This window comes from Owenweeksia hongkongensis DSM 17368 (assembly GCF_000236705.1).
In the GTDB taxonomy this organism is placed as follows: Bacteria; Bacteroidota; Bacteroidia; order Flavobacteriales; family Schleiferiaceae; genus Owenweeksia; species Owenweeksia hongkongensis.
On record NC_016599.1, the window covers coordinates 956,009 to 977,656 of the forward strand.

The 21,648-nt window shown below is 40.0% G+C and carries 25 protein-coding genes; 11 read left to right on the forward strand and 14 right to left on the reverse strand.

Going from position 1 to position 21,648, the window contains the following annotated elements; genetic code table 11:
- Positions 1–2 precede the first annotated feature (2 nt).
- The 8 genes from OWEHO_RS04360 to OWEHO_RS17795 are packed head-to-tail and all read right to left on the reverse strand — an operon-like array spanning position 3 to position 6,301.
- Complete coding sequence (locus tag OWEHO_RS04360; RefSeq protein WP_014201256.1) at positions 3–266, reverse strand: phosphopantetheine-binding protein; 264 nt, start codon at positions 264–266, stop codon at positions 3–5.
- A 38-nt stretch (positions 267–304) separates the two neighbouring features.
- Positions 305–1,594: an ABC transporter permease gene (locus tag OWEHO_RS04365; RefSeq protein ID WP_014201257.1), complete on the reverse strand. Its 1,290-nt coding sequence runs from the start codon at positions 1,592–1,594 to the stop codon at positions 305–307.
- Position 1,595: 1 nt separating this feature from the next.
- Positions 1,596–2,336 carry an ABC transporter ATP-binding protein gene (locus OWEHO_RS04370; RefSeq protein ID WP_014201258.1) on the reverse strand — a complete coding sequence of 247 codons (741 nt, stop codon included), beginning with the start codon at positions 2,334–2,336 and terminating at the stop codon, positions 1,596–1,598.
- Positions 2,337–3,353 carry a BtrH N-terminal domain-containing protein gene (locus tag OWEHO_RS04375; RefSeq protein ID WP_014201259.1) on the reverse strand — a complete coding sequence of 339 codons (1,017 nt, stop codon included), beginning with the start codon at positions 3,351–3,353 and terminating at the stop codon, positions 2,337–2,339.
- Positions 3,343–3,750, reverse strand: a complete 408-nt coding sequence (locus OWEHO_RS04380; RefSeq protein ID WP_014201260.1) for a hypothetical protein — start codon at positions 3,748–3,750, stop codon at positions 3,343–3,345. The genes OWEHO_RS04375 and OWEHO_RS04380 overlap by 11 nt, the downstream gene beginning before the upstream one ends.
- Positions 3,751–3,753: 3 nt before the next feature.
- Positions 3,754–4,896 carry a beta-ketoacyl-ACP synthase III gene (locus tag OWEHO_RS04385; protein ID WP_014201261.1) on the reverse strand — a complete coding sequence of 381 codons (1,143 nt, stop codon included), beginning with the start codon at positions 4,894–4,896 and terminating at the stop codon, positions 3,754–3,756.
- Entirely contained in the window at positions 4,889–5,803 is a 915-nt protein-coding gene (locus OWEHO_RS04390; RefSeq protein ID WP_014201262.1) for a hypothetical protein, read from the reverse strand. Before OWEHO_RS04390 ends, OWEHO_RS04385 begins: the two co-directional genes overlap by 8 nt.
- Before the next feature lie 6 nt (positions 5,804–5,809).
- The gene (locus OWEHO_RS17795; RefSeq protein ID WP_014201263.1) at positions 5,810–6,301 is read right to left on the reverse strand and encodes a hypothetical protein; all 492 of its coding nucleotides are present in this window, start codon (positions 6,299–6,301) and stop codon (positions 5,810–5,812) included.
- A gap of 190 nt (positions 6,302–6,491) precedes the next feature.
- Here OWEHO_RS17795 and OWEHO_RS04400 point away from each other — a divergent pair, with 190 nt between their 5' ends.
- The 3 genes from OWEHO_RS04400 to OWEHO_RS04410 all read left to right on the forward strand — a co-directional run bounded on the left by OWEHO_RS04400 (position 6,492) and on the right by OWEHO_RS04410 (position 8,650).
- Positions 6,492–7,055: a type 1 glutamine amidotransferase domain-containing protein gene (locus tag OWEHO_RS04400; protein WP_014201264.1), complete on the forward strand. Its 564-nt coding sequence runs from the start codon at positions 6,492–6,494 to the stop codon at positions 7,053–7,055.
- Between the two features lie 69 nt (positions 7,056–7,124).
- Complete coding sequence (gene kdsB / locus OWEHO_RS04405) at positions 7,125–7,883, forward strand: 3-deoxy-manno-octulosonate cytidylyltransferase (RefSeq protein WP_014201265.1); 759 nt, start codon at positions 7,125–7,127, stop codon at positions 7,881–7,883.
- Entirely contained in the window at positions 7,883–8,650 is a 768-nt protein-coding gene (locus OWEHO_RS04410; RefSeq protein ID WP_014201266.1) for a TIGR02757 family protein, read from the forward strand. The genes kdsB and OWEHO_RS04410 overlap by 1 nt, the downstream gene beginning before the upstream one ends.
- A gap of 5 nt (positions 8,651–8,655) precedes the next feature.
- On the opposite strand, the gene OWEHO_RS04415 is transcribed toward OWEHO_RS04410, so the two are convergent.
- Genes OWEHO_RS04415 through OWEHO_RS04425 form a run of 3 tightly spaced genes read right to left on the reverse strand, consistent with a single transcriptional unit; the run spans position 8,656 to position 10,558 of the window.
- Positions 8,656–9,303 carry an NAD(P)H-binding protein gene (locus tag OWEHO_RS04415; RefSeq protein ID WP_014201267.1) on the reverse strand — a complete coding sequence of 216 codons (648 nt, stop codon included), beginning with the start codon at positions 9,301–9,303 and terminating at the stop codon, positions 8,656–8,658.
- Complete coding sequence (locus OWEHO_RS04420) at positions 9,296–9,787, reverse strand: hypothetical protein (protein WP_014201268.1); 492 nt, start codon at positions 9,785–9,787, stop codon at positions 9,296–9,298. Before OWEHO_RS04420 ends, OWEHO_RS04415 begins: the two co-directional genes overlap by 8 nt.
- The gene (locus OWEHO_RS04425; protein ID WP_014201269.1) at positions 9,788–10,558 is read right to left on the reverse strand and encodes a rhomboid family intramembrane serine protease; all 771 of its coding nucleotides are present in this window, start codon (positions 10,556–10,558) and stop codon (positions 9,788–9,790) included.
- Positions 10,559–10,615: 57 nt separating this feature from the next.
- Here OWEHO_RS04425 and OWEHO_RS04430 point away from each other — a divergent pair, with 57 nt between their 5' ends.
- Both OWEHO_RS04430 and OWEHO_RS04435 read left to right on the forward strand, forming a co-directional pair.
- Positions 10,616–11,887 (forward strand): replication-associated recombination protein A, encoded by a 1,272-nt coding sequence (locus OWEHO_RS04430; RefSeq protein ID WP_014201270.1) that lies wholly within the window; start codon positions 10,616–10,618, stop codon positions 11,885–11,887.
- A gap of 61 nt (positions 11,888–11,948) precedes the next feature.
- A complete protein-coding gene (locus tag OWEHO_RS04435) occupies positions 11,949–12,437 on the forward strand; it encodes a hypothetical protein (RefSeq protein WP_014201271.1) in 489 nt (162 codons plus the stop codon).
- Here OWEHO_RS04435 and OWEHO_RS04440 read toward each other — a convergent pair.
- The gene (locus OWEHO_RS04440) at positions 12,434–13,078 is read right to left on the reverse strand and encodes a protein-L-isoaspartate(D-aspartate) O-methyltransferase (protein WP_014201272.1); all 645 of its coding nucleotides are present in this window, start codon (positions 13,076–13,078) and stop codon (positions 12,434–12,436) included. The genes OWEHO_RS04435 and OWEHO_RS04440 overlap by 4 nt on opposite strands.
- 145 nt (positions 13,079–13,223) lie before the next feature.
- Between OWEHO_RS04440 and OWEHO_RS04445 the strand changes: the two genes are divergently transcribed.
- Genes OWEHO_RS04445 through OWEHO_RS04470 form a run of 6 tightly spaced genes read left to right on the forward strand, consistent with a single transcriptional unit; the run spans position 13,224 to position 19,462 of the window.
- Positions 13,224–14,210, forward strand: coding sequence for a Gfo/Idh/MocA family oxidoreductase (locus tag OWEHO_RS04445; protein ID WP_014201273.1), 987 nt, complete (start codon positions 13,224–13,226; stop codon positions 14,208–14,210).
- A 3-nt stretch (positions 14,211–14,213) separates the two neighbouring features.
- Positions 14,214–15,131: a hypothetical protein gene (locus OWEHO_RS04450; RefSeq protein ID WP_014201274.1), complete on the forward strand. Its 918-nt coding sequence runs from the start codon at positions 14,214–14,216 to the stop codon at positions 15,129–15,131.
- Positions 15,132–15,137: 6 nt separating this feature from the next.
- Positions 15,138–16,550 carry a sugar transferase gene (locus OWEHO_RS04455; RefSeq protein ID WP_014201275.1) on the forward strand — a complete coding sequence of 471 codons (1,413 nt, stop codon included), beginning with the start codon at positions 15,138–15,140 and terminating at the stop codon, positions 16,548–16,550.
- Positions 16,550–17,032: a YkgJ family cysteine cluster protein gene (locus OWEHO_RS04460; RefSeq protein ID WP_014201276.1), complete on the forward strand. Its 483-nt coding sequence runs from the start codon at positions 16,550–16,552 to the stop codon at positions 17,030–17,032. Before OWEHO_RS04455 ends, OWEHO_RS04460 begins: the two co-directional genes overlap by 1 nt.
- Before the next feature lie 36 nt (positions 17,033–17,068).
- Positions 17,069–17,434 carry a hypothetical protein gene (locus OWEHO_RS04465; protein ID WP_014201277.1) on the forward strand — a complete coding sequence of 122 codons (366 nt, stop codon included), beginning with the start codon at positions 17,069–17,071 and terminating at the stop codon, positions 17,432–17,434.
- Between the two features lie 45 nt (positions 17,435–17,479).
- A complete protein-coding gene (locus OWEHO_RS04470; protein WP_014201278.1) occupies positions 17,480–19,462 on the forward strand; it encodes a glycosyltransferase family protein in 1,983 nt (660 codons plus the stop codon).
- On the opposite strand, the gene OWEHO_RS04475 is transcribed toward OWEHO_RS04470, so the two are convergent.
- Positions 19,456–20,139, reverse strand: coding sequence for a hypothetical protein (locus OWEHO_RS04475; RefSeq protein WP_143764513.1), 684 nt, complete (start codon positions 20,137–20,139; stop codon positions 19,456–19,458). The two genes, OWEHO_RS04470 and OWEHO_RS04475, sit on opposite strands and share 7 nt — an antisense overlap.
- A 305-nt stretch (positions 20,140–20,444) precedes the next feature.
- Entirely contained in the window at positions 20,445–21,647 is a 1,203-nt protein-coding gene (locus OWEHO_RS04480) for an exo-beta-N-acetylmuramidase NamZ family protein (protein WP_014201280.1), read from the reverse strand.
- Position 21,648: the final 1 nt, after the last annotated feature.

A 21,648-nucleotide genomic window follows, 5' to 3' on the forward strand; every position in this document is an offset into this window, starting at 1 on the left:
TGCTATTTTATTCTGTGTTGCTCCACGTAGTCAGCGATGGTGTTTACATCTACCAACACTTTGCGGCCTTCTTTCGGGTCTTGAATTTTGATGCCGTAATTTCTCTCCAGCATTACAATAAGCTCTAATGAGTCAATTGAATCCAGATCTAGATCTCCGCCAAAAAGTGGCTCATCATCCTTAATATCCTCTGGCGAAGTACCCATCAAGTTCAAAAACTCAATGATATTTTCCTTCAATTCTAATTTCAATTTTTCTTTCTCCATAGCGGTGGGGTATAGTGTATTCCGGCTACAGCCGAAACTTAAATTAGGTTCTTTCTTTTTAATCCAACAAACGCCAAAACCTGTAAAAACAACGTGATGGCTAAAATGGGCCACAAACTTGGCCAAAGGTCAGCCAGTTTTCCGCTGGCCAAAAATAATTCGTAATACGCTTCTAAGCACCAATGTAATGGCGAAATAGCGGTAAATATTCTAAATGACTCAGGCATGGCAAAACTGGGAACTAATATGCCGCCTAATGCCGCCAATATTACAATTGAAACTGCCCCGAATCCATTGGTCTGTTCTTCCGTATTAGAATATACACCTAAGCACAACGCATAACTAATAGCGCAAAGCCCTGAAACTACAGAAACCACAAATAAAGCGAGTAAGTCTGAAGGCAGTTCTAAAGCAGGTAAACCAATGTGCGGGAATATCCACGCACCAATCGAAAATATGACCACTACTTGCGCCAAGGCAACGGTCAGATAAACCAATTGTTTGGAAAATATTCCAACCAAATAGCCGCCAGGCATAGTCTTCAATCGTATAAAACTGCCGTTTAATTTCTCCCTCACCAAGCTGCTGCCTAATGAGGTTACCATAAAAAACATGGCGAATATCGTCCAAGCTGGAACGTTGTGCTGAGGAGCGTTTGGGATTTTGCCGCTACCGTCATTTGTCACAGTTTGAGAGTTCAATACTATTTCATTGTGCAGCAGGTCTTGCTCCACTTCTTCGGGCATCTCACTTTCGTTTAAAGCCTGATAAATTAGGTTAAGCATTTTACGACTTTGAATCACCTGAAGCGAACTTCTTAAAGCCCCTTCCACCGCCATTCTGTACGATTCCTGCAGAACTGGACTATAGTAAACATCCAAATCGCTTAAAGCATTTTCACTAAAGCTTGCAACCTCCCCACCAACCCCAAGGTCTTTCAGAGCCTGTGACGTAAGCTGTTCCGCATTTTGAGTAATGCGATCTGAGAAGCCTTTTGGAATATATAAACCTACTAAAGCATCATGGCCTGACATTGTATTTGAGATGTCTGAAACATTGGAAGATTTGGAAGATTTTGAATCAACAATTAGGTCAAACATACCCACTTCTCTGAGTGCTCTTTCCAGTTCCAGGCTCACCTCTTCCCCATCCTGATTAAAAAATACAAGTGGTACTTGATGGTCGTTTACTATTTTGAAAGTATTGTTTTGAAGACTGGTAATTACCAACACCAAAAGTATAGGCATCGCAAACATTAAGATAAGACCAACCTTATCGCGAAGCAGCAATCTAAAATCCTTTACTATGGAAGCCAGCAGCTTTTTCATTTTAATCGCGGTACTGCTTTCCTGTTAATTTTAAAAAGAGATTTTCAAGCGTCTCCTCTCCATGGTTCTTGAGCATAATTTCCAGACTATCCTTGGCAAGGATTTCTCCGTTATCCATCAATGCAATTTCATTACAGAGCTCCTGAGCTTCACTAAGGTGATGCGATGTATAAAAAAGTGTAGTTCCATTGGCATTAAGCTCCTTCAAATATTGAATGATAGCATGCCGTGTTTGTACATCTACACCAACGGTTGGCTCATCCAAAAACAAAATCCTGGGCTGATGAAGAACCCCAATGGCAAGGTTTACTCTGCGCTTCATTCCACCTGAAAATTCCTTTACAGGTTTTGTACCTACCTTCTCCAGCCCCAGCACATGAAGTAAAGCCTCTCCTCTATCTTTGATTTGCTTCCGCGAAAGCCCCATCATAGCACCAAAGTATTCCAGGTTTTGAATAGGTGTAAGCTCATCATAAAAGGACAAGCTTTGCGGAACATAGCCAAACTGATGGCGCACCTCTTTTTTGTGCGTTGTCATATTCAAGCCTAAAAGCTTCACACTTCCTGTCTGAGGTTTAATTACTCCCGTAATCAAAGACATCAGCGTGGTTTTTCCAGCTCCATTTGGTCCAAACAAGCCAAAGCTTTGCCCTTCGTTTACCGAAAGGTTTAGGTTTTGCATCAAAGGATTTTCAGCCCCTTTATATTGATGGGATAAATTTTGAACCTGAACTGCCTGCATTTACTTCCACTTAATTTTCTCCAGCCTTTTGAAAGCTCCTTTCTCAATCTCAGCAATTTCAAACAGTTGATCTCGAATCACATCAAAATCCGCTTGAGCAGTAATTCTTCCTTTGTAAATTCCAGCACTTTGCACAGCTGCATTTCGCCAAAGGTCTCCTGCTTTTGTAAATTCTTCTGGAATACTAAGTAGCTCATCATTGGGAATATAGCCATGTGCTTGTTGCAAAAATGCAGCATAGATGTATCTAAAACCGCCACCTCCGGTACCAATCTCTTCCTGCATTCGCACCAGCTGCGCCAAATATTGACCACCTTTTTTCACGCCATATTTATCGCGCCATTTACTTACAAGCTTAGCGGAGTACTTAATTCCTGAAACGCCAACTATGCTACCTGGCACGCGAATCATCATCTTAGTATTATGCTTTATGCCACTTGTAATCGCTCTGGCAATTGTTGCTTCATCAGGTTTCACCAAATCCTTACCAGGGTAATAAATTTGCCCACGAGGCGCCAGCGGCCCTTTTGCAAAACGCACGCGCTGCAATTCATAAGATGTGAGCCTTGTAGCTTCTTCCATTACTGGGTCGCTTATCAGATAATTATCACCCTCTTTACCAAACACTACAAGATTGTGCGCATTAAAATGAAAACGGTATTCTTTAGGGAAATAAGTAAGGTAATACACACCAACCTGAGCTCCCACTGGCTGCCCTTTTTCCAGAAGGTTATCCAATTCTCGCATAGCCTTTTCAGGCGAAGAATACTTTTTACGGGTAACCGGAATATGCAGCGAGGTGCAGGTGCGCTTAAATATTTGTCCGGGCATACTTCTGTATGAAAACGCAGGACCATTATTTACTTTAAGAAAAGGTATATAAATAAAAAAAAGCCCGGCTCCCATTCCGAAGGCCAGTGGCTCTGTAATTTCATTTATACCAACATGCTTTAGCAAATTGGTAGTCACACCGTTTTCGCAATGTGCCGACTGTATATGGTTGAAATCAACTTTCATTGAATCGCATGTGCTTCAAATCTTCAATCGATACATCAAAGGCATCCGCATATTTTTGAAGCTTTTTGGTGGATAGTTTTTTAAAATTATGGGGTTTGAGATGACGCTTTATGGTCCATTTCCAAAAACCTGTATAGCCCGCTAGAATAGGTAAATCCATTAGCCGAAGCTCCATAAAGAATAAGATTGGGCTGGCTTCTCCGCGTTCTACTTTAGCTCTGGCCTCAGCAGTTCGTTCCTTTATATCTTCCCAAGCCACATCAAGCGCCTTGGCCTTTACCTCCCACCCCTTGCTCAGGCCAGTAGTATACTCACCTGATTCATCCTGAGTGTAGCAAAGCTCACGGGTCACATTTTCCAGCTTGCTGTTATCTTGTGGAAGATCTTTCTTTTTCATTGTTTAGCAAACAGTTAGTAATCCAAACATGTATGAGAATCTAGAGCTCTCAGGGATAGCCAACAAAACTTTATTCCCTTTCTTTAGCTTTCCGCTTTTATACAGCTCATCTACCATAAGGTAAATAGATGCCGACCCCACATTACCCATACTACTCAGGTTGGTAAACCATTTTTCCTGAGGAATGTCCATTTGGTTTTCTCTTAACGCATTAGCTAATTTATCTCTAAAAAACTCGCTTGACATGTGAGGTAAAAAGTAATCTATCTCGTCTACTGTCATTCCTTTTTCATCCCAAATGGATTTAAGCTTAGCAAAACCTAAGGATATAATATTACTGCTCAGCAATTTTACATCCTGCTTTATGCTAAAGATACTTTGCGTAAGAAGATCTCGAGGATCATAATCCATGTAACTTTTAAGCTCCCCATCCTCTTTTTCACTGGCCATGTACATGCACGCTTCTACTTCATGTGCATACGAAACACCCTCTAGCCAATCCACTCTAAGGCTAAGACCTGTTTCATTTTTCTTATTGCTCATCAAAAAAGCACCTGCTCCATCAGAAAGCATCCATCGTAAAAAATCTTTTTCAAAAGCGATGTATGGATTTTCCTCCAAGGCTGTAAGATTCACCACTTCCTCTTCATACACCTCAGAGCGCAAAAGTCTTGAAACCCTTTCGCTACCGGTAGAAATAGCTGTTTTGGCATCACCCGTTTTTACAGCCATGTAAGCATATTTAAATGCATGCATACCTGAACAACAAACACCCGAAGGTGAAACTACCTCAATGGCATTGCACTCAGGCAGCCAACCATGCACCATTACTCCATGCGATGGTATCATTTGGTCGGGTGTGGAAGTTCCACAACTTAGTAAGTCAAAATTTTTCAGCTTTTCCGCATTATTATCAAAAAGAGATCTCACAGCCAACGAAGTCATCTGTGCATTGGTATGCGTACTTTTTCCATCTTTTTGCAAAGCATAAAACCTTCGTTTTATACCATTATTGCGAAGGACAATCCTTTTGGCTCTGGACACCTTTCCGTTTATAAGCCCCAAATATTCCTCAATTTCCTCATTGCCTATCGGCTCATTGGGAACATATGCAGCTGTATTCGTTAAATAAACTTCATTAATCATTCTTCCCGTTTAGTTCAATACTTTGAAAGTATCTTCTCTTACTATTACGTTTTTTGTGTGTGAATGGCCTAATTAATAACATATCTAATAGAACCACAAAGGGTGAAGCTACAAATAATGCTATTGCTAAATAATATTTAAAGACAACCAACCAAGGGTCTCGGTTCTTCTTTTTGCCAATAAAATTAGCCCAAATTGAAAACAAACGACCTGCCTTGCTTTCAATAAACATTATGTCAGGCTTCACTTCTACTCCACCATTATCTATAACCTCTTGTTGATAATCGTTCCAATCACCTGACTCTATATGGCTTTGTGCCAAATGCCCAAACTTTGATGCACTGGAAATATCCTTTTCAGAAACACCTGGTTTTGGAAATATACCCCATAATCGCTTCTTCTTTCCATACAATTGCCAATACACAATACTCACTGCGCTTGTCCAATTATGATGGCGATCAGCAAAAGCTACATTCCCTACCAAATTGGCCGAAGCATCCTTCAGTAAAACCTTTATTTTTTCCTGTGAATTGAGCCACATATTGCGAGAGCCAATAACCGTAATTACTGGCGTACCTTTCATCACGGCTTTTACTTTTGGATGCCTGAGCATCGAGGTTGCCGGAACGCTGGGCGACAGAAACCAGGGCTGATAACCAAAAATCACCAAATCATACTCGGAACGCTTAAAACTAAAGTCCTCCAATTCCACTGTTTCTCCTAGGGCAGACATAGGCATAGCTCTGAAAAAATCCTTTCCACTCCAGGGGAATTCAAAAGCCATTTTTGGAGAGATATTTACAAGCTCAAGATTATAATCTGCTTGCAAAGGTTTACAAAATTCATCTATTATACGCCCAAGCTGACCCGTTTGGGAATAATAAATGACGAGTACATTTTTGGTCATTAGTTGTTAATCAAGGTCTTCCGAGTTTAGAGCTTTCGAGGTTTTCGAATAGGCCAAAATAGCATTTTTCAACTCTTGTGAAAGTCCATTGTACGATTCCCTAATTTTAGATGCATCAGCTTCTATATTATCGCTATAGCCCAAAATTCTTGGAGCATTCTCTTGAATTAAAAGTCTGAAGAAAAGGTACTCTGAATTTTCGGGCTCTTTAGAAATGGCGTTTTCTAATAATGTATGACCTTCTTTAAAGGTAGATAGTTTATCTCCAGGACCACTTTGAAAAGCAGCAAACTTCATTAACAAAACCCCTTTGCTAGCTCTTTCTCTATTATTGTCAGGTTCCCCAATTTTTTCCAATAATAAAGCTAAACCTTCCTCGCTTTCACCAGAAAGTTGCTCATACAAATCACCTAATTCAACAGCATTTTGACACCAGGCAGTATTGGAGTTTAAAAACGCAAAAACGCTTACTAGCAAGACATATAACCAATTTTTCATTCGATAAATTTTCTTTTAAATAATCACAATAGTAACTCCACAACCTGTAGATAAGTCCGTCCAAGATAAAAGGGTTTTCATTTATAGACACAAACTATTTTTCAAGTAAGCAATATTTATAAAACCAATTGAAAACAAACCTGTTATGCATAGCAGCTAATCAGTTATAAACAAAAATAAAATAAGCATTATGAAAAAGTTGGAAAACAAAACAATTGCCATTCTAAGCGAAACCGGCTTTGAGGAAGTAGAATTAACCAGTCCTAAAAAAGCATTGGAAGAGGCCGGAGCAACCGTTCATGTTATTTCGCCCCAAAGCGGTACAATAAAAAGCTGGAATGACGGAAATTGGAATATGGATGTAAAGGTTGACAAAACTTTATCCGAAATTTCAGAAGGTGACTATAATGGCCTCATGCTTCCTGGTGGCGTTATCAACCCAGACAAATTGAGAAGAAACAAGGATGCTGTGGCATTTGTCAAGAGCTTTTTTGATAAAGGAAAACCAATAGCCGCTATTTGTCACGGACCACAAACCTTGATAGAAACTGGCGCGTTGAAAGGCCGTATTATGACTTCCTTCCCAAGTATTAGAACCGACCTTGAGAATGCTGGTGTAAATTGGGAAGATAGCGAGGTGGTGGTAGACCACGGACTTGTAACGAGCCGATCACCAGAAGATTTGGACGCTTTCAATCGTAAAATGGTTGAGGAATTTGTTGAAGGAATTCATGAAGAACAAAAGACTTCATAATATAACTTCCCTATTTTTTGAGAAAACCGTTCCACTGTTTAGCGGAACGGTTTTTCTATTTTTGGCAACATGAAAATTTTAGGAATTATCCCTTCACGTTTTGGTTCTTCCCGTCTTGAAGGAAAACCTCTCGCTGATATTAATGGAAAACCAATGATACAGTGGGTTTACGAGCGAGCTCAGGAAGCCCTTACAGATGTGGTAGTTGCCACCGATGACGAACGCATAATGGCGGCTGTCGCCAAATTTGGCGGTAAAACGGTAATGACCGGAGTACATCACAATAGTGGAACCAACCGATGTCTCGAAGCTTTTGAAATTTACAATGCCGAGAATAACATCAATCCTGAAGTGATCATAAATATTCAGGGCGATGAACCCCTTTTGGAGCCCGAACTATTGCAAGCTTTGGCTTCATGCTTTGATGATAAAAGTGTAGAAATGGCCACTTTAGCAAGTGCCGTGACTTCCAATGAAGATTTGTTGGGCGACAGCACCGTTTTCCTAACCATGGACAAAAATCAGGATGCCTTATATTTTAGCAGATCGCCCATCCCTCATGCGCGTGGTGTTAAAAAAGAAGAATGGTTAAACCATCATAAATACTGGAGGCATATTGGCCTTTACGCATTTACACCAGCTGCGCTGAAGCATTTTGCAGAAATGCCCGGAAGTAGTCTGGAGCAAGCTGAGGCCTTGGAACAACTACGCTGGCTGGAGGATGGAAAAAAACTAAGGGTTGCAAAAACTGATCACTCTGGTATTTCAGTAGACACTCCCGCTGATCTAGAAAAAGTAAGGAGAATAGTAGCTGAAGGAAATCTGTGATGAAGTACAGTGACTTAAAAGAGCTGCTAAACGAAAAAGCACTTCGATACAATTCTACTGAATTTATAGAATCTGACCCCATTCTAATCCCTCATCTTTTTACCAAGAAAGAAGATATTGAGATCAGTGGATTTTTAGCCGCAACTATAGCTTGGGGGCAACGCCCCACTATTATTAAGAATGCCAAACGCTTGGTTGAAGGGATGGATTTTGCTCCACATAATTTTATTCTAAACCACACTCCAAAAGACTTACAGCGCTTTGAAGGTTTTGTGCACCGTACCTTCAATTATGATGACTTGCTGTTTTTCATCACTTCTTTGCGAAACATTTATTTGCGCCATGATTCTTTGGAAAACTGCTTTACGCCAAAGAGTGGTGATGAAAACTTAAAGAATGGCATCAATAATTTCAGGAATATATTTTTTGAGATTGACCATTTGAAAAGAAGCAAAAAGCACGTTTCTGATCCTTTTAGAAATTCTGCTTGCAAGCGGATAAATATGTATCTAAGGTGGATGGTTCGCCCGAATGATGCGGGTGTAGATTTTGGTATTTGGAAAAATATTTCGCCTTCGCTACTCTCCTGCCCGCTTGATGTTCATACTGGAAATGTAGCGCGAGCACTGGGACTTCTTAAGCGCAAGCAAAATGATTGGAAAGCTGTGGAAGAGCTGGATGCTTCACTTAGAAAGTTCAACCCTGAAGATCCAGTGATTTATGATTTTGCCTTATTTGGGATGGGCGTTTTTGAGAATATTAAGTAGAAAACCTAAGAAACCAACTTCTTTATTTCTTTGGACTCGTAAACTTCATTAGCAATATCAAGGTTGGCTACTTTATGCATCGCCTCAGCTACTTCGCTAGCCTGAATGCCTTTGTATTTGGATGGAATCAAAAAGCCAAAGACTTTCATTACCACTTTGCCGAAAGCTTCGCCAAACCGGAATTCTTCCCTATTACCCAACAGCATTGATGGCCGGAAAATATGAAGGTGAGGAATACTCATTTTGCGTAAAGCATCTTCCATTTGGCCTTTCACTCTTGGGTAGAACATTTTGCTATCTGCATTTGCACCTAAAGAACTTACAACCAAAAACTTCTTCATACCTCCTGCAAGCCCAGCTTGCGCTGAATGAATCGGAATTCCAAAGTCTATTTGTTTGTAATCACTTACATCCGGAGTTTTACTTTGGGTAGTGCCAATGCAGCAAAAAATATGATCTGCAGGAATTGGTTCTTTGAAGAAATCTTCATTTGTAAGATTTCCAACTTTTACAGAAAGCCTGGGGTGTGAAATATCTAATGACTTACGGGTATACACCAACACTTCATCATAACTTTCATCATTCAAAAGTATCTGAAGCAATTCGCTTCCCACAAGACCTGTGGCCCCAAGTATGCATGCCTTCTTATTCAATTCCCAAACTTTGATTTAGATCTATTACTTCCCAGTGCCAACCCTTTTCGGTTTTAAATGTGCGCTTACCAGCCCACCTTAAAAGTAAACCACCACCAAAAAAAGATGCAGCTGTAATCCATTGTCCGTTGGTCAAACCTCCTTCATAGCTACTAGTGGCTCGGTTTATCAGTCCTAATGTAGTAAATAGCAGCGCACCACCGGCCAAAGCAGTTCCGGTAACCGTCATTATTTCGTTGTGTGTTCTAAAAGCTACAACATCTGTCAACTCATACGTTTTGCCATTTACAGTAATAGCTGTTAGTGTAACGTCATTCAATATTCCTTTAGTGAATTTTGTGCTTTCCGAGGTTTTAAAAGTTACTCTCTCGTTCAAGCCTATTCGCTCTTTTGGGAATTCATTTCCCTTTTTTATGTACAAGTATTTTTGAGCAGAAAGCCCAATTACACCAAGGGCAAAAATCATCGTAAAGAATATTCTCATCTAGCTGTCAGCGTTTAAATCGTCCGGTTCTTTTGTCCTGTAAATATACCTTATCCCGTGATTACTGCCTGAATATTCTTCCCATGCTTCTCTGTTCCATATCTCCTCGGGAATATCATCGTGACTTTCAGCTTCTTCAACTTCTTCCTCTACCAACTCCCAACTATATTTTTTGCTCCTTGGTGGTGATTTTCTATAATATATGGCCAGACCAAAACCGGCAAAAGCACCGCCAAGGTGAGCTTCCCAGCTTACAGTATCTTCAATGGGTAAAATTCCCCATACCAGGCTTCCATAAAAAAATACAACCAAAAGGGATAGTGCTAAAAGATTAGCTTGCTTACGCAAAATGCCACACAAGAATATAAATCCTGCCAAAGCATAAATTAAACCTGATGCACCGATGTGATAACTTTCACGTCCTATAAGCCAAGTCATAAGCCCCGAGGCGAGCCAGCTCACTATTATTACCTTCCATGCTATTCGGGGATAGAAATAAAACAAGCCTGCACCAAGCGCTAAAATGGGGAATGTATTATTTACCAAATGCATGAGACTACCATGAATAAGTGGCGAAGTGAAAATCCCGAACATACCTGCTGCAGAACCTGGTAAAACACCCAGGTGATACAGATCTAGCATAAAGCGGGAATCTGCCCAAAAAATCACCCATAATAAAAGGACAAAGTAAAAAGGCCTCAGCATATATAATCTGCCAGAACCTCCTGATTCTTGATTAGAATCTTCAAGAGCGGTATGAGTTTTGTTCACCTGTTGCACGCGTTTAAATATAGTATTTTTACCGTTTTCAAAATCAGAAATTCAAGTATGTCTGCACCCTTAGCCGAGCGTCTTCGGCCAAAAAGTTTTGACGATTATATAGGCCAGGAAGAACTACTTGGCAAAAATGGTTCCCTAAAAAAACTCTTGAATCAAAAAATAGTTCCCTCTATGATTTTTTGGGGACCACCAGGAGTAGGAAAAACTACTTTGGCCGGACTGATTGCCAAAGAGGTGGATCGCCCATTTTTTACTTTGAGTGCCATAAATTCTGGTGTGAAAGATGTGCGTGAAGTAATTCAAAAAGCTGAAAACCAAGGGATTTTTGCGCAAGGAAAGACGCCTATCCTCTTTATTGATGAAATTCACAGATTCAGTAAATCACAACAAGATAGTTTGCTAGGTGCTGTAGAAAAAGGCACTATAAATTTGATAGGGGCTACTACTGAAAACCCAAGCTTTGAGGTAATCAGTGCGTTATTGTCACGCTGTCAGGTGTATGTGCTCAAAGCTATGGATAAGGAAGCCTTGGATATACTTATAGATCGAGCACTTGAGCAAGATAAATGGTTAAAATCCAAAAAGCTTGTATTGAAAGAACGTCAGGCACTTTTGCGCTACAGCGGAGGTGATGCCAGGAAGCTACTAAACACCCTTGAGCTTGTAGCCGGCAACATAGCGGAAGGTGAACCTATCACTAATGAAACGGTGGAGCAATTGCTTCGTAGCCGACCTTCGATGTATGATAAAAATGGGGAGCAGCATTACGACATTATTTCAGCTTTAATAAAATCAATACGCGGCAGTGACCCCAATGCAGCAGTTTATTGGTTGGCCCGAATGATAGAAGGTGGTGAAGATCCAAGCTTTATTGCACGAAGACTTTTAATTTCTGCAAGTGAAGATGTAGGCATGGCTAACCCGAATGCACTGCTATTGGCCAACACTACTTTTGATGCAGTGAAGAAAATTGGCTGGCCTGAAAGTCGAATAATACTATCGCAATGTACGGTATATTTGGCGACATCGTCAAAAAGTAATGCTAGCTATGAAGCGATAGGAAAAGCACAAGCCTTAATAAAAGAAACGGGTGATTTGCCCGTTCCCCTTCATATAAGAAATGCTCCAACCAAATTGATGAAAGAACTTGGCTATGGAGCCGATTACAAATATTCGCACGCTCATGAAGGTAACTTTGCAGATCAGGAATATCTGCCAAAAGAAGTTTCTTCAACAACTTTATATAATCCGGGAAATAATCCTAAAGAAAGTGGAATACGTCAATGGCTACAAAAACTTTGGCCCAAGTATAAATACTAGATTTTTTAAAAACCAATTATCTTGGCCGTTTCAATATCGATCACATACTCAGAAATAATTCATGAAATATCTATTCCTTCTTATTACTCTATTTACAATTAATGTTGCCCACGCTCAAACTCAAGAAGATTTTGATGAAATGGGCCGGAAAGTACTAAGCATGGTTACCGATAGTGTTCCAGCTCAAACGCTTCAATTCATTCGCAGAAGCGAGTATTTTGAAGTGATTGATAAACAACCAATTTCGGACAATCAAAAAAGCATTCTTAAGCAAAAGCTTAATGTTAACCTCAGTGATCAACATAGTGTGGTACAAAATAGCCTAACTGGACTGAGGGAAACTTATGAAGTAGAGCGTAAAGAGGGTGCTACGTTTGAATATCATGAAACTATTTATGAATTGATGGATCGAAGTGTAGACACTTACACTGCAAAAACCACCTATTTATATAAAAGTGGTAAAACACAAACCTTAGTTTCCTTTATCTACGATGTAGCGTGGTTGGGCAATCGCTTTGTGCTGATTGGGGAAATAAAAGAAGACTTCTAAACGTTTTTGCTGCCAAGCATTGGCACAAACCTAAAGTCTCCAAAATCTTCTACACTAAAACTTCCATCGGCATCGCGGATTACAAGCTTCATCACTTGGCTCCCCTCACCCACTGGTATTACCATTCGTGCTCCAATGGACATTTGAGCTAACAGTTTTTCAGGAATTTTTGGTGCCCCGCAAGTTACTATGATTCGCTCAAAAGGAGCAAAAGAAGGCAGTCCGGCAAAGCCGTCTCCAAATTTCATATCAAAGTAGTAGCCCAGCTTTCGCATGGTTTGACGCGTAATGTCAAAAAGCTCTTTTTGTCTTTCTATGGAGTGTACTTTGCAGCCCATTTCATGAAGTACTGATGCTTGATAACCGCTACCAGTTCCTATTTCCAGTACTTTCATTCCTGGTTTTACTTGCAGCAATTCACTTTGAAATGCAACAGTGTATGGTTGTGAAATAGTTTGCCCTGCCGCAATTGGAAAGGCTTTGTCCTGATAGGCAAAATCTTCAAAAGAAGAATCCATAAAAAGATGACGTGGAATTTTCCCAATAGCCTTCAAAACCTCTGGTTGTCTTATTCCTTTAGTAATAAGCAATTTTACAAGCTTATTTCTTTGTCCTTTATGTCTTGGTAAATCGTTGAGCATAGCTCGGCAAAATTGAGAAATAAACGCGCTTATTGATACACCCTACTCCCAAAGATAATTAACAAAAATCTGTGAATACCTAAATCCTGTATTTATTGAGAACAGAGGCAAATGCCCTACATTTGCGAAAAGTATCCAAAATAATATGCTGAAAGTAGGCGTACTCGGTGCTGGCCACCTAGGAAAAATTCACCTGAAGTGTCTTAGTAATTTACCAGAACATTATAATGTAGTTGGCTTTTACGATGCTAACCCTGAAGTGGCAGCGAAGGTTAGTGATGAAATGGGTATTCCATTTTTTAGAACCATTGACGAGCTAATAGCTGCTGTAGATGTAGTGGATATTGTTACTCCAACACTCAACCACTACGACTGTGCTGTAAAAGCTTTAAAAGCTTGTAAGCATATTTTTATAGAGAAACCAATCACCGAAACTGCTTCTCAGGCCAAGCAATTGATTAAGCTTACAGAAGAAGCGGGTGTTTTGGCACAAGTGGGCCATGTGGAGCGCTTTAATCCTGCATACCTTTCCGCAAGAAACTATATTCAAAACCCAATGTTTATTGAAACCCACCGCTTAGCGGAATTCAACCCTCGCGGAACAGATGTGCCTGTGGTTTTGGATTTGATGATTCATGATATAGACATTGTGTTAAGTGTAGTAAAGTCAAACATTAAAAAGATAAATGCCAGTGGTGTAGCGGTGGTAAGTGACACTCCTGATATTGCCAATGCTAGAATAGAATTTGACAGTGGTTGCGTGGCCAATCTTACGGCCAGTAGAATTTCCTTAAAAAACATGCGTAAGACGCGTATCTTCCAGCGTGATGCCTATGTTACAATCGACTTTTTAGAGAAATCCAGCGAAGTAATTCGCATGAAAGACGAGGTTGATCACAATGATCCATTCGCTATGATCATGGATTTAGGTAATGGAAAGGAAAAACAAATTTATTTTGAACAGCCTGAATCCCTAAAAACCAACGCCATACAGGAAGAACTACAATCTTTTGCGATAGCTATCAATAAAAAGGGTGATGTGAGCGTTACCCTTGAAGATGGTTACCAAGCTTTGGATGTTGCCACTCAAATCTTGGAAAAAATAAACCTTAATCTTAACGTTATCGCCTAATACATGGCTAAAAAATACTTGAAAACGGCTTTTGCCGCTGTATTTCTATTTACCCTATTGAGCTGTGCTAAGGAAAGTAAAGAGGCTAAAAAACCTGTTTATCTTTCTATTGAAGACATGTTTGTTACTACAAACTATAGTTTGGAAGGAACATCTCATATGCAAATAACAACAGTTTGGCTTGAGGTAAATGGAAAATCTATAGGTGCATTTGAAATGCCTGCCACACCTCCTGTTATTCTAAATGAAGGAAGTAATAAAATACGCTTGTACGAAGGTATTACCATGAATGGCATTGATGCTTCTCGCGCTATTTATGATCGTTTGGATTATATAGAGTTTGACACCACTTATGTTCCGTCTGGCAGAGAAGTAGCGGATACAATGGTCTTGACTAAAGGACAACGTACAACTAATTACGCTAGTTTTTCTCAAATTGATATTTTAGAAACTTTTGATAATGCAGGCTTAAGTTTTGAAAAAACCAGTAGTAGCGATACCTCCATAATAAAGAGCAATAACCCTTCAGATTGGTTTATAAATCCACAGGATCCGACAGAGAATAATGGTAAATGTGGTGTGCTTTATACTAACTCAAAAGCAGATTATGCTGAAGTGGCAACCGTAAATTCTTATGATTTGCCAAGTGCTAACCTGAACGTGTATCTGGAAATGAATTATCGCTCAAACATTCCTATGATAGTTGGGGTAATTGCAGAAACTTCAACCGGTGCAATTGAGCAAAAAGCAACTTTGGGAATCAATCCAAAAGAAGACTGGAATAAGATTTATGTAAATCTGGTAACTGAAACCAGTAGCTATTTTGATGGTACCAAATACAAAATTTTCATATCCGCTGAGCATCAATCAGGCCTAGATACAGGCTATGTTTATTTAGATAATCTCAAGTTAGTGTATTAGGAGCCTATGAAAAACGATACTCTACAACGATTTAAATATATTTTAATGGACACTGTGGCTGCTATTTGCAGCTACACCATTTTATATGTATTTCGTAGGGTAGTTACCGAGTCCGGGCGTTTTGAAGTAAATGAGCTAAGCTTCAATAATTCGTATTATTTAGGGTTACTCCTCATTCCCGCCTTTTGGATCATCGTTTATTTTGTCACTGCATTTTATAGAGACATCTATCGAAGATCCCGCCTTAAGGAACTTATTTACACCTTCAACGCTTCCTTGCTTGGAGGTATTTTCATCTTCTTCGCCCTCATACTGGATGATTGGGTAGAAAACTATACCGATTATTACCGCGGTTTTCTGGTTTATTTTGTGAGCCATTTTGTACTTACAGGGTTTGGCAGGTTTATTATCAGTAGTAATACTGCGCATCGTATTCGCAAAGGAAAGATCTCATTTAACACCCTTCTTATTGGCAGTAATGACAAAGCAGCAGAGCTTTATACAGAAATTGGAAATCGCACAAAAACCGGGAATCAATTTGTTGGTTTTGTGAGTGTTCACAACAACATCCATGTGTTAGTCGAAAAAAACCTTGAACATTTGGGCACCCACACCCAACTTCCGGAAGTAATTGAACGATATAGTATTGAAGAGGTAATCATTGCCATTGAATCATCCGAGCACGAAAAGCTCGAAAACATCATCAATATTTTGCAGGATACCGATGTGAAGGTAAAAATGATACCCGATACGTATGATATCATTTCGGGTAAAGTAAAGATGGAGGCTCTTGCCTCTGCACCGCTTATTGAGTTAAATCATGAGCTAATGCCTTTGTGGCAATCAGTGGTAAAACGCGTTTTTGACATTGTTGTTTCTGCCTTACTTCTCATTCTGCTTTCTCCCCTTCTTATTTTCTCCGCTATTATGGTAAAATTATCCAGCGATGGACCTATTTTTTACACACAGGTACGAAGTGGTGAAAATGCTAAGGACTTTAGCATGATAAAATTTAGAAGTATGTGTGTAGATGCTGAAAAAGATGGCCCACAACTTAGTAGTGAAAATGATTCACGCATTACCAAATGGGGGCGCATTATGCGAAAGTATCGACTAGATGAGCTACCACAATTTTGGAATGTCCTTATCGGAGATATGTCTATCGTTGGGCCACGTCCAGAACGTCAATATTATATTGATCTTATCAAACAAAAAGCACCACACTACAAGCATGTACAACGCGTGAAGCCTGGCATTACCTCTTGGGGAATGGTGAAGTTTGGATATGCTGAAAATGTAGATGAAATGGTACAGCGCCTCAAGTATGACATCATTTACATTGAAAACATGAACCTTTTCAATGACTTGAAAATTCTTATTTACACAGTGCTTATTGTTCTTCAGGGAAGAGGAAAGTAATGGATCTCGATAAATTCAATCAACAGGCCAAAAGCAAAAGAGCTGAAAACAAGAAGTTTTTCAGGCGCCTTAAAAGTGTAAATCCTAAGAAATTGGATCAGCAGTTTCATGAACTGCATGACGAAGCTTTTTCGCACATCGATTGCCTTAGTTGTGCCAATTGCTGCAAAACTACCGGACCGCTTTTTACCGATCGGGATATTTCGCGCCTAAGCAAACATCTTGGGCAAAAACCAACAGAATTTATTGATGAATACTTGCGTGTAGATGAAGATGGAGATCATGTGCTCCAGCAAGTGCCCTGCCCTTTTCTAGGCGAAGACAATTACTGCTCAGTATATGAGCACCGTCCTAAAGCTTGTCGCGAATATCCTCACACCGATCGCAACAAAATGCACCAGATTCTTGAAATCACCCGAAAGAATGTAGAGGTGTGCCCTGCTGTTTTTGAGATTACCGAGGAGTTGAAAAAGAGAGTTTGATATATTTACTCCCGTTCAACTAATAAACTTGGCTTTATGGAATATTCAAGAGCTCAAATCATTGATCAATACTTTCAGCAAATAGAATCCGGAGAAATGTCCTTCTCCCAAATGCGTCCAAGCCTTCAAGATATGGGTGTCGAAAATGAAGAAATCAGTATCACTGTAAAACAGGTAGACAAGCAACTACAGCAGTCTGCGCATAATAAGGCTTCGCACTCTCTAGGAAAGAACATTTTTTATGGAGGCTTGCTATTTGCTGCAATTGGCTTGATAATTACAATCGGAACCTTCTTTGGCATCATAGATATTGGACCTGTATTTATTGTTGCTTACGGACCAGTGATAAGTGGTTCTGCAATAGCTGCGACAGGATTTGCAAAAATGAATCGAGGTACCTAGCACTAAACATTGCAGCATTATTATCTTGCCCCTTCAAATCTTAGAATGAAGCAAAAAAGTATTTGGATTAACATTTCAATGGTAATTGCCATTTTAGGGTCATTGAGCTATTACTTTTATGCTGAAACCATAACCCTCTTCCCTTCCTATTATCACGCCTGGACACAGTCTGACCGATTTGCCTTAGCACTTTGTTATTTGCAAACTGGCATGAACCTTTTCAAACCTTGCACTTTCAATCTGATGACGATTGAGGGCGTCACTGCCGTTGATCTCCCAATTTTTGAATACATCATTGCATGGTTTATGAAAATATTTGGTAGCGAGGCACCCTGGATTTTCAGAGCAACTACCCTTGTTTACAGCATAATCGGTTACCTATATTTGTTTAGACTTTCAAAACTTATTGGAGCTTCAACAGTTCGCTCCATAGCGATTGCGCTCTTTGCTTTTACTTGTCCGGTGCTTGTGTATTACAATGCTGGTTTTGTTCCTTCACCCTATAGTTTTGCCAGCATATTTATTAGCTATTATTTTGTTTTCCGATACCTAAAAGAAGCTAATACTAAACACCTGGCTTGGGGTCTGTTCTTCCTTACCATTGCTGCTCTATATCGCACACCGTATAATATTTTCCTGTTCGCGGTGCTTATTCAGCTTTCGCTAAAAGCTATCATCTGCAAAACATCTTACCGTAGGGAAGTACTCTACTTCGCTATTTCTTATTTTACAATAATTGCCTACTCCATTTATAAAGGAATGCTTGCTGAGAAATACGGCACCATGTTTCTTACAGAACTGCTATACCCAGAATCCTTTGCTGAGTTTCAAAATCTACTCACCGACATTTGGAACACCTGGAAATATCAATACTTCACCAAAGCACACTATCTGTTTTTAGGTTTGGGAGCCCTTGTTTTGGTTTGGAAGTTATTCGCTTTTAAAAGCTGGAATACGCTTCAAAAACAATGGGCACTTTTAACGGCTTTGATTTTAGCAGGAGTTTCACTCTACTTTGTTTTGATGATGCAGCAGTTCCCAGCTCACGACTATTACTTTATTGACAGCTTTTACCCCGGCATCATAATGCTGTTTGCATTAGCCGTTTCTTTAATCCCAAGCCGTCCAGGTTGGAACATAGCCTTTGTCATTGCTTCTGTTGGATTACTTTACAAAGGGACCTTGCAAGCAAAAGCGGTGCAGGATAATCGTTATACCCGCCAAAGCTGGGATGATGGCGAAACTACCCGTCACAACTTTGATGCAGCAGATGTATTTCTGGATGCAGCGGGAGTTGCCAAAGATGACCGCATATTGGTACTTGATGCCTACTCTACTAATGCTCCGCTCATCTTGTCCAAAAGGTGGGGATACACCGTGCAGCATACTACCAAAGAGAATCTGCAAAACGCAGTAAACGATTTTAACTATGATTTTGTGGTAATTCAGGACGAATACTTGCCGCATGCCATTATTTACAATCACCCCAACTTGGTGCATCATCTGGAGCCATTGGCTCATAACGGCAAAATATCGGTATACAAATACACCACAGATTCGTTGAACCAACATTTTTATGACCTGCTCCCAATTGACACTTCGGCTAGCAAGCCAATGGAATTGAACTTTAGCGACAGCATAAAATCATTTTGGTCAAGCCACTACGAAACCTTGGAAGATAGTATTGGTGAGCAATTTATTAAGATAAAAAGCACAGAACAGTTTGGACCTGCCTTTGGGCAAAAAGTAAGTGAGCTCCGTGGGCGCCATATCCTTTTTGAAATGACTTATGTAAACTCAGGCGAACCAACCATTACCGACATTGCGATAAGCGCTACTGACGATGTAAACACGAATTACTACAAAAGTATAAGCATGATGCTGCATCACACCAGCAAGCCAGAAAAGCTAAGGTGTATGTTTGTTTTGCCAGAAGGTTTAAATCCCGAAGATTTAGTAAAATGCTTCCTTTACAACTTTCGTGGAAATGAAATTACCGCTTATGGGTTTTCGGTTTTGAGTTATTGAACCCTAAAAAGTTTCAAGGTATCTTCTTCCATTGAATTTCCAGACATCCTTAAAAACAGGTGGTCATCTGTTAGCCTCACAATTTTACCGGAGCCCCATTTCTCTTTTATTTTATCAATAAAGTAAATCCGTTTGCCATCAGAAGTTAAGTCCCACTTTAGAGTTTCTTCTCCATCCCATTTTGTAAGTGTCACTGAATCCGGACCAAAGGTCATTTTTATTGGCCTATCAGCTTCTGTCATTCCAGGCGAAGGAGGAGGTGGTTGACGGTCATCATCTGGATGCCCTTGCCTCCATGTTCCGATTAGTTGATTATGCCTTGATACAGATTCAACTTTGAACAAAGCGATATTCTGTTTTGGTCTGTATATATTTTCGAATAAAATCGTATCCTCCGTACACTTTGTTATTGGAGCCATCCATGGAAGGATGCCGCTATTGAAAAGAAGAAAAGTAATACCATTATACTCAAAAGTACTCCAGCTCTCAGTTGGTAAATAGACATTCAAATCTCCGGTGTGTATAAATAAGGAATCATTGATGAAGTCTAAGGTATCTTCAAATCCAAAGTATTGAAAACTCCAAGAATCTTTAAAAAAATTATGTTCAACCTCAAAACCCTGATGCTTCAAGGGCAGTAGAATCACCATTCCTTCAATACCAAGAAATTGTGACAACACAATTGAATCAGAGGTAATTCGGCAACTTATATTCTCCCCCCACAAATTAAGGATTGTATCATTTAATTGGTATTTGGAGGTATCAATTGAAATCCTATTTAATTTGTTTGCTGCAAAATCTCCAGCTTGAATTGTATGGACCTCGCTCCCATGAAAATGAAGTAGGTTTCTTGCACCTCTGAAATCTGCTTTTTCTCCTTTATCTTTTGAGTAAGCAATAAACCAAAGCCCATCTAACCTTTCAGGTGTATTACATGATATGATAAAAAGAAAACAAAGTAAGTACAGTAGTCCGCTCCGCATCACTCAAAATCCTGATACAGCAAATACTTCTTTCTAACTTTCTTAAAAGCTTCTAAATCTGAAACCCAACTTTTGCGAATATCTTCTACTGACTTTCCTGCAACGATGTCTTTTCGCAATTGATCATTTCCCGCTAACTTATCAAAAAAGGAAGTGAAAAACTTATCCTTATCGGGTGACATATTGTAAGCTTCCAAAAGCCAGTACATGTACATTTCGCCAAGCCCACTTATGTAGTAATGTGCAAACTCGCTCAAAGGAAAACCGTGACAAACCTCACCCTCATACTTCGGGTGTTTGGCGCCCTCATTGCCTTTTGGCGTAAAGCTATAATCTGTTGTGGTGAAATACGGAGCACCAATTTGCTGAAAAGGTTTGTCCGTTCCGCGGCCCACACTAACTGTGGTTCCTTCAAAAAAGCAAAGCGAAGGATAAAGCGTAATGGCATCATCGTTTGGCAAGTTGGGTGATGGCTTTACCGGTAAGGAATAGGTAAGCGTATGATCCCAGTTTTCGCATTGTACTACTTCCAGTTTACACTGAATACCATTTTTCAACCACTTCTCGCCATTTACCATTTTGGCGTATTCGCCAATACTCATTCCGTGTATTACAGGGATGTGATGCATACCTACAAAGCTTTCAAAACCTGACTGAAGTACAGGGCCATCTACATAATATCCGTGAGGGTTGGGACGATCGAGCACTACCAATGTTTTTCCATTTTCAGCGCAAGCTTCCATCACATAAGTAAGTGTAGAAATGTAGGTGTAGAAGCGCGCGCCCACATCCTGAATATCAAACACCACAATATCAATGTCTGCCAACTGCTCGGCTTTGGGCTTTTTGTTATTTCCGTAAAGGGAAACAATGGGCAAACCCGTGCTTACATCTTTGCCATCTTTTATAAGTTCACCTGCCGAAGCTGTGCCTCTAAAGCCATGCTCGGGGGCAAATACTTTTTTCACAGCTACCTTATTTACCAAAAGGTAATCTACCAAATGTCCCTCTTTGGTCATAGACGTTTGATTGGCCACCACGCCCACTGATTTACCATAAAACAAAGGCAAATACGCGCCTGGGCGATCAGCAGCTACTGTTACGTTTTCGGCATAGTGTACCTGTGAAAAAGTGAACATGGGAAGCAGCAAGGCTACATACACCAAATGCCTATATTTGGCAACCGCACTTAATAATGTCATA

Coding starts and splice junctions, on each gene's coding strand:
- OWEHO_RS04360 (WP_014201256.1), bottom strand. CDS start 266: ATGGAGAAAGAAAAATTGAAATTAGAATTGAAGGAAAATATCATTGAG.
- OWEHO_RS04365 (WP_014201257.1), bottom strand. CDS start 1,594: ATGAAAAAGCTGCTGGCTTCCATAGTAAAGGATTTTAGATTGCTGCTT.
- OWEHO_RS04370 (WP_014201258.1), bottom strand. CDS start 2,336: ATGCAGGCAGTTCAGGTTCAAAATTTATCCCATCAATATAAAGGGGCT.
- OWEHO_RS04375 (WP_014201259.1), bottom strand. CDS start 3,353: ATGAAAGTTGATTTCAACCATATACAGTCGGCACATTGCGAAAACGGT.
- OWEHO_RS04380 (WP_014201260.1), bottom strand. CDS start 3,750: ATGAAAAAGAAAGATCTTCCACAAGATAACAGCAAGCTGGAAAATGTG.
- OWEHO_RS04385 (WP_014201261.1), bottom strand. CDS start 4,896: ATGATTAATGAAGTTTATTTAACGAATACAGCTGCATATGTTCCCAAT.
- OWEHO_RS04390 (WP_014201262.1), bottom strand. CDS start 5,803: ATGACCAAAAATGTACTCGTCATTTATTATTCCCAAACGGGTCAGCTT.
- OWEHO_RS17795 (WP_014201263.1), bottom strand. CDS start 6,301: ATGAAAAATTGGTTATATGTCTTGCTAGTAAGCGTTTTTGCGTTTTTA.
- OWEHO_RS04400 (WP_014201264.1), top strand. CDS start 6,492: ATGAAAAAGTTGGAAAACAAAACAATTGCCATTCTAAGCGAAACCGGC.
- kdsB (WP_014201265.1), top strand. CDS start 7,125: ATGAAAATTTTAGGAATTATCCCTTCACGTTTTGGTTCTTCCCGTCTT.
- OWEHO_RS04410 (WP_014201266.1), top strand. CDS start 7,883: ATGAAGTACAGTGACTTAAAAGAGCTGCTAAACGAAAAAGCACTTCGA.
- OWEHO_RS04420 (WP_014201268.1), bottom strand. CDS start 9,787: ATGAGAATATTCTTTACGATGATTTTTGCCCTTGGTGTAATTGGGCTT.
- OWEHO_RS04430 (WP_014201270.1), top strand. CDS start 10,616: ATGTCTGCACCCTTAGCCGAGCGTCTTCGGCCAAAAAGTTTTGACGAT.
- OWEHO_RS04435 (WP_014201271.1), top strand. CDS start 11,949: ATGAAATATCTATTCCTTCTTATTACTCTATTTACAATTAATGTTGCC.
- OWEHO_RS04440 (WP_014201272.1), bottom strand. CDS start 13,078: ATGCTCAACGATTTACCAAGACATAAAGGACAAAGAAATAAGCTTGTA.
- OWEHO_RS04445 (WP_014201273.1), top strand. CDS start 13,224: ATGCTGAAAGTAGGCGTACTCGGTGCTGGCCACCTAGGAAAAATTCAC.
- OWEHO_RS04450 (WP_014201274.1), top strand. CDS start 14,214: ATGGCTAAAAAATACTTGAAAACGGCTTTTGCCGCTGTATTTCTATTT.
- OWEHO_RS04455 (WP_014201275.1), top strand. CDS start 15,138: ATGAAAAACGATACTCTACAACGATTTAAATATATTTTAATGGACACT.
- OWEHO_RS04460 (WP_014201276.1), top strand. CDS start 16,550: ATGGATCTCGATAAATTCAATCAACAGGCCAAAAGCAAAAGAGCTGAA.
- OWEHO_RS04465 (WP_014201277.1), top strand. CDS start 17,069: ATGGAATATTCAAGAGCTCAAATCATTGATCAATACTTTCAGCAAATA.
- OWEHO_RS04470 (WP_014201278.1), top strand. CDS start 17,480: ATGAAGCAAAAAAGTATTTGGATTAACATTTCAATGGTAATTGCCATT.
- OWEHO_RS04480 (WP_014201280.1), bottom strand. CDS start 21,647: ATGACATTATTAAGTGCGGTTGCCAAATATAGGCATTTGGTGTATGTA.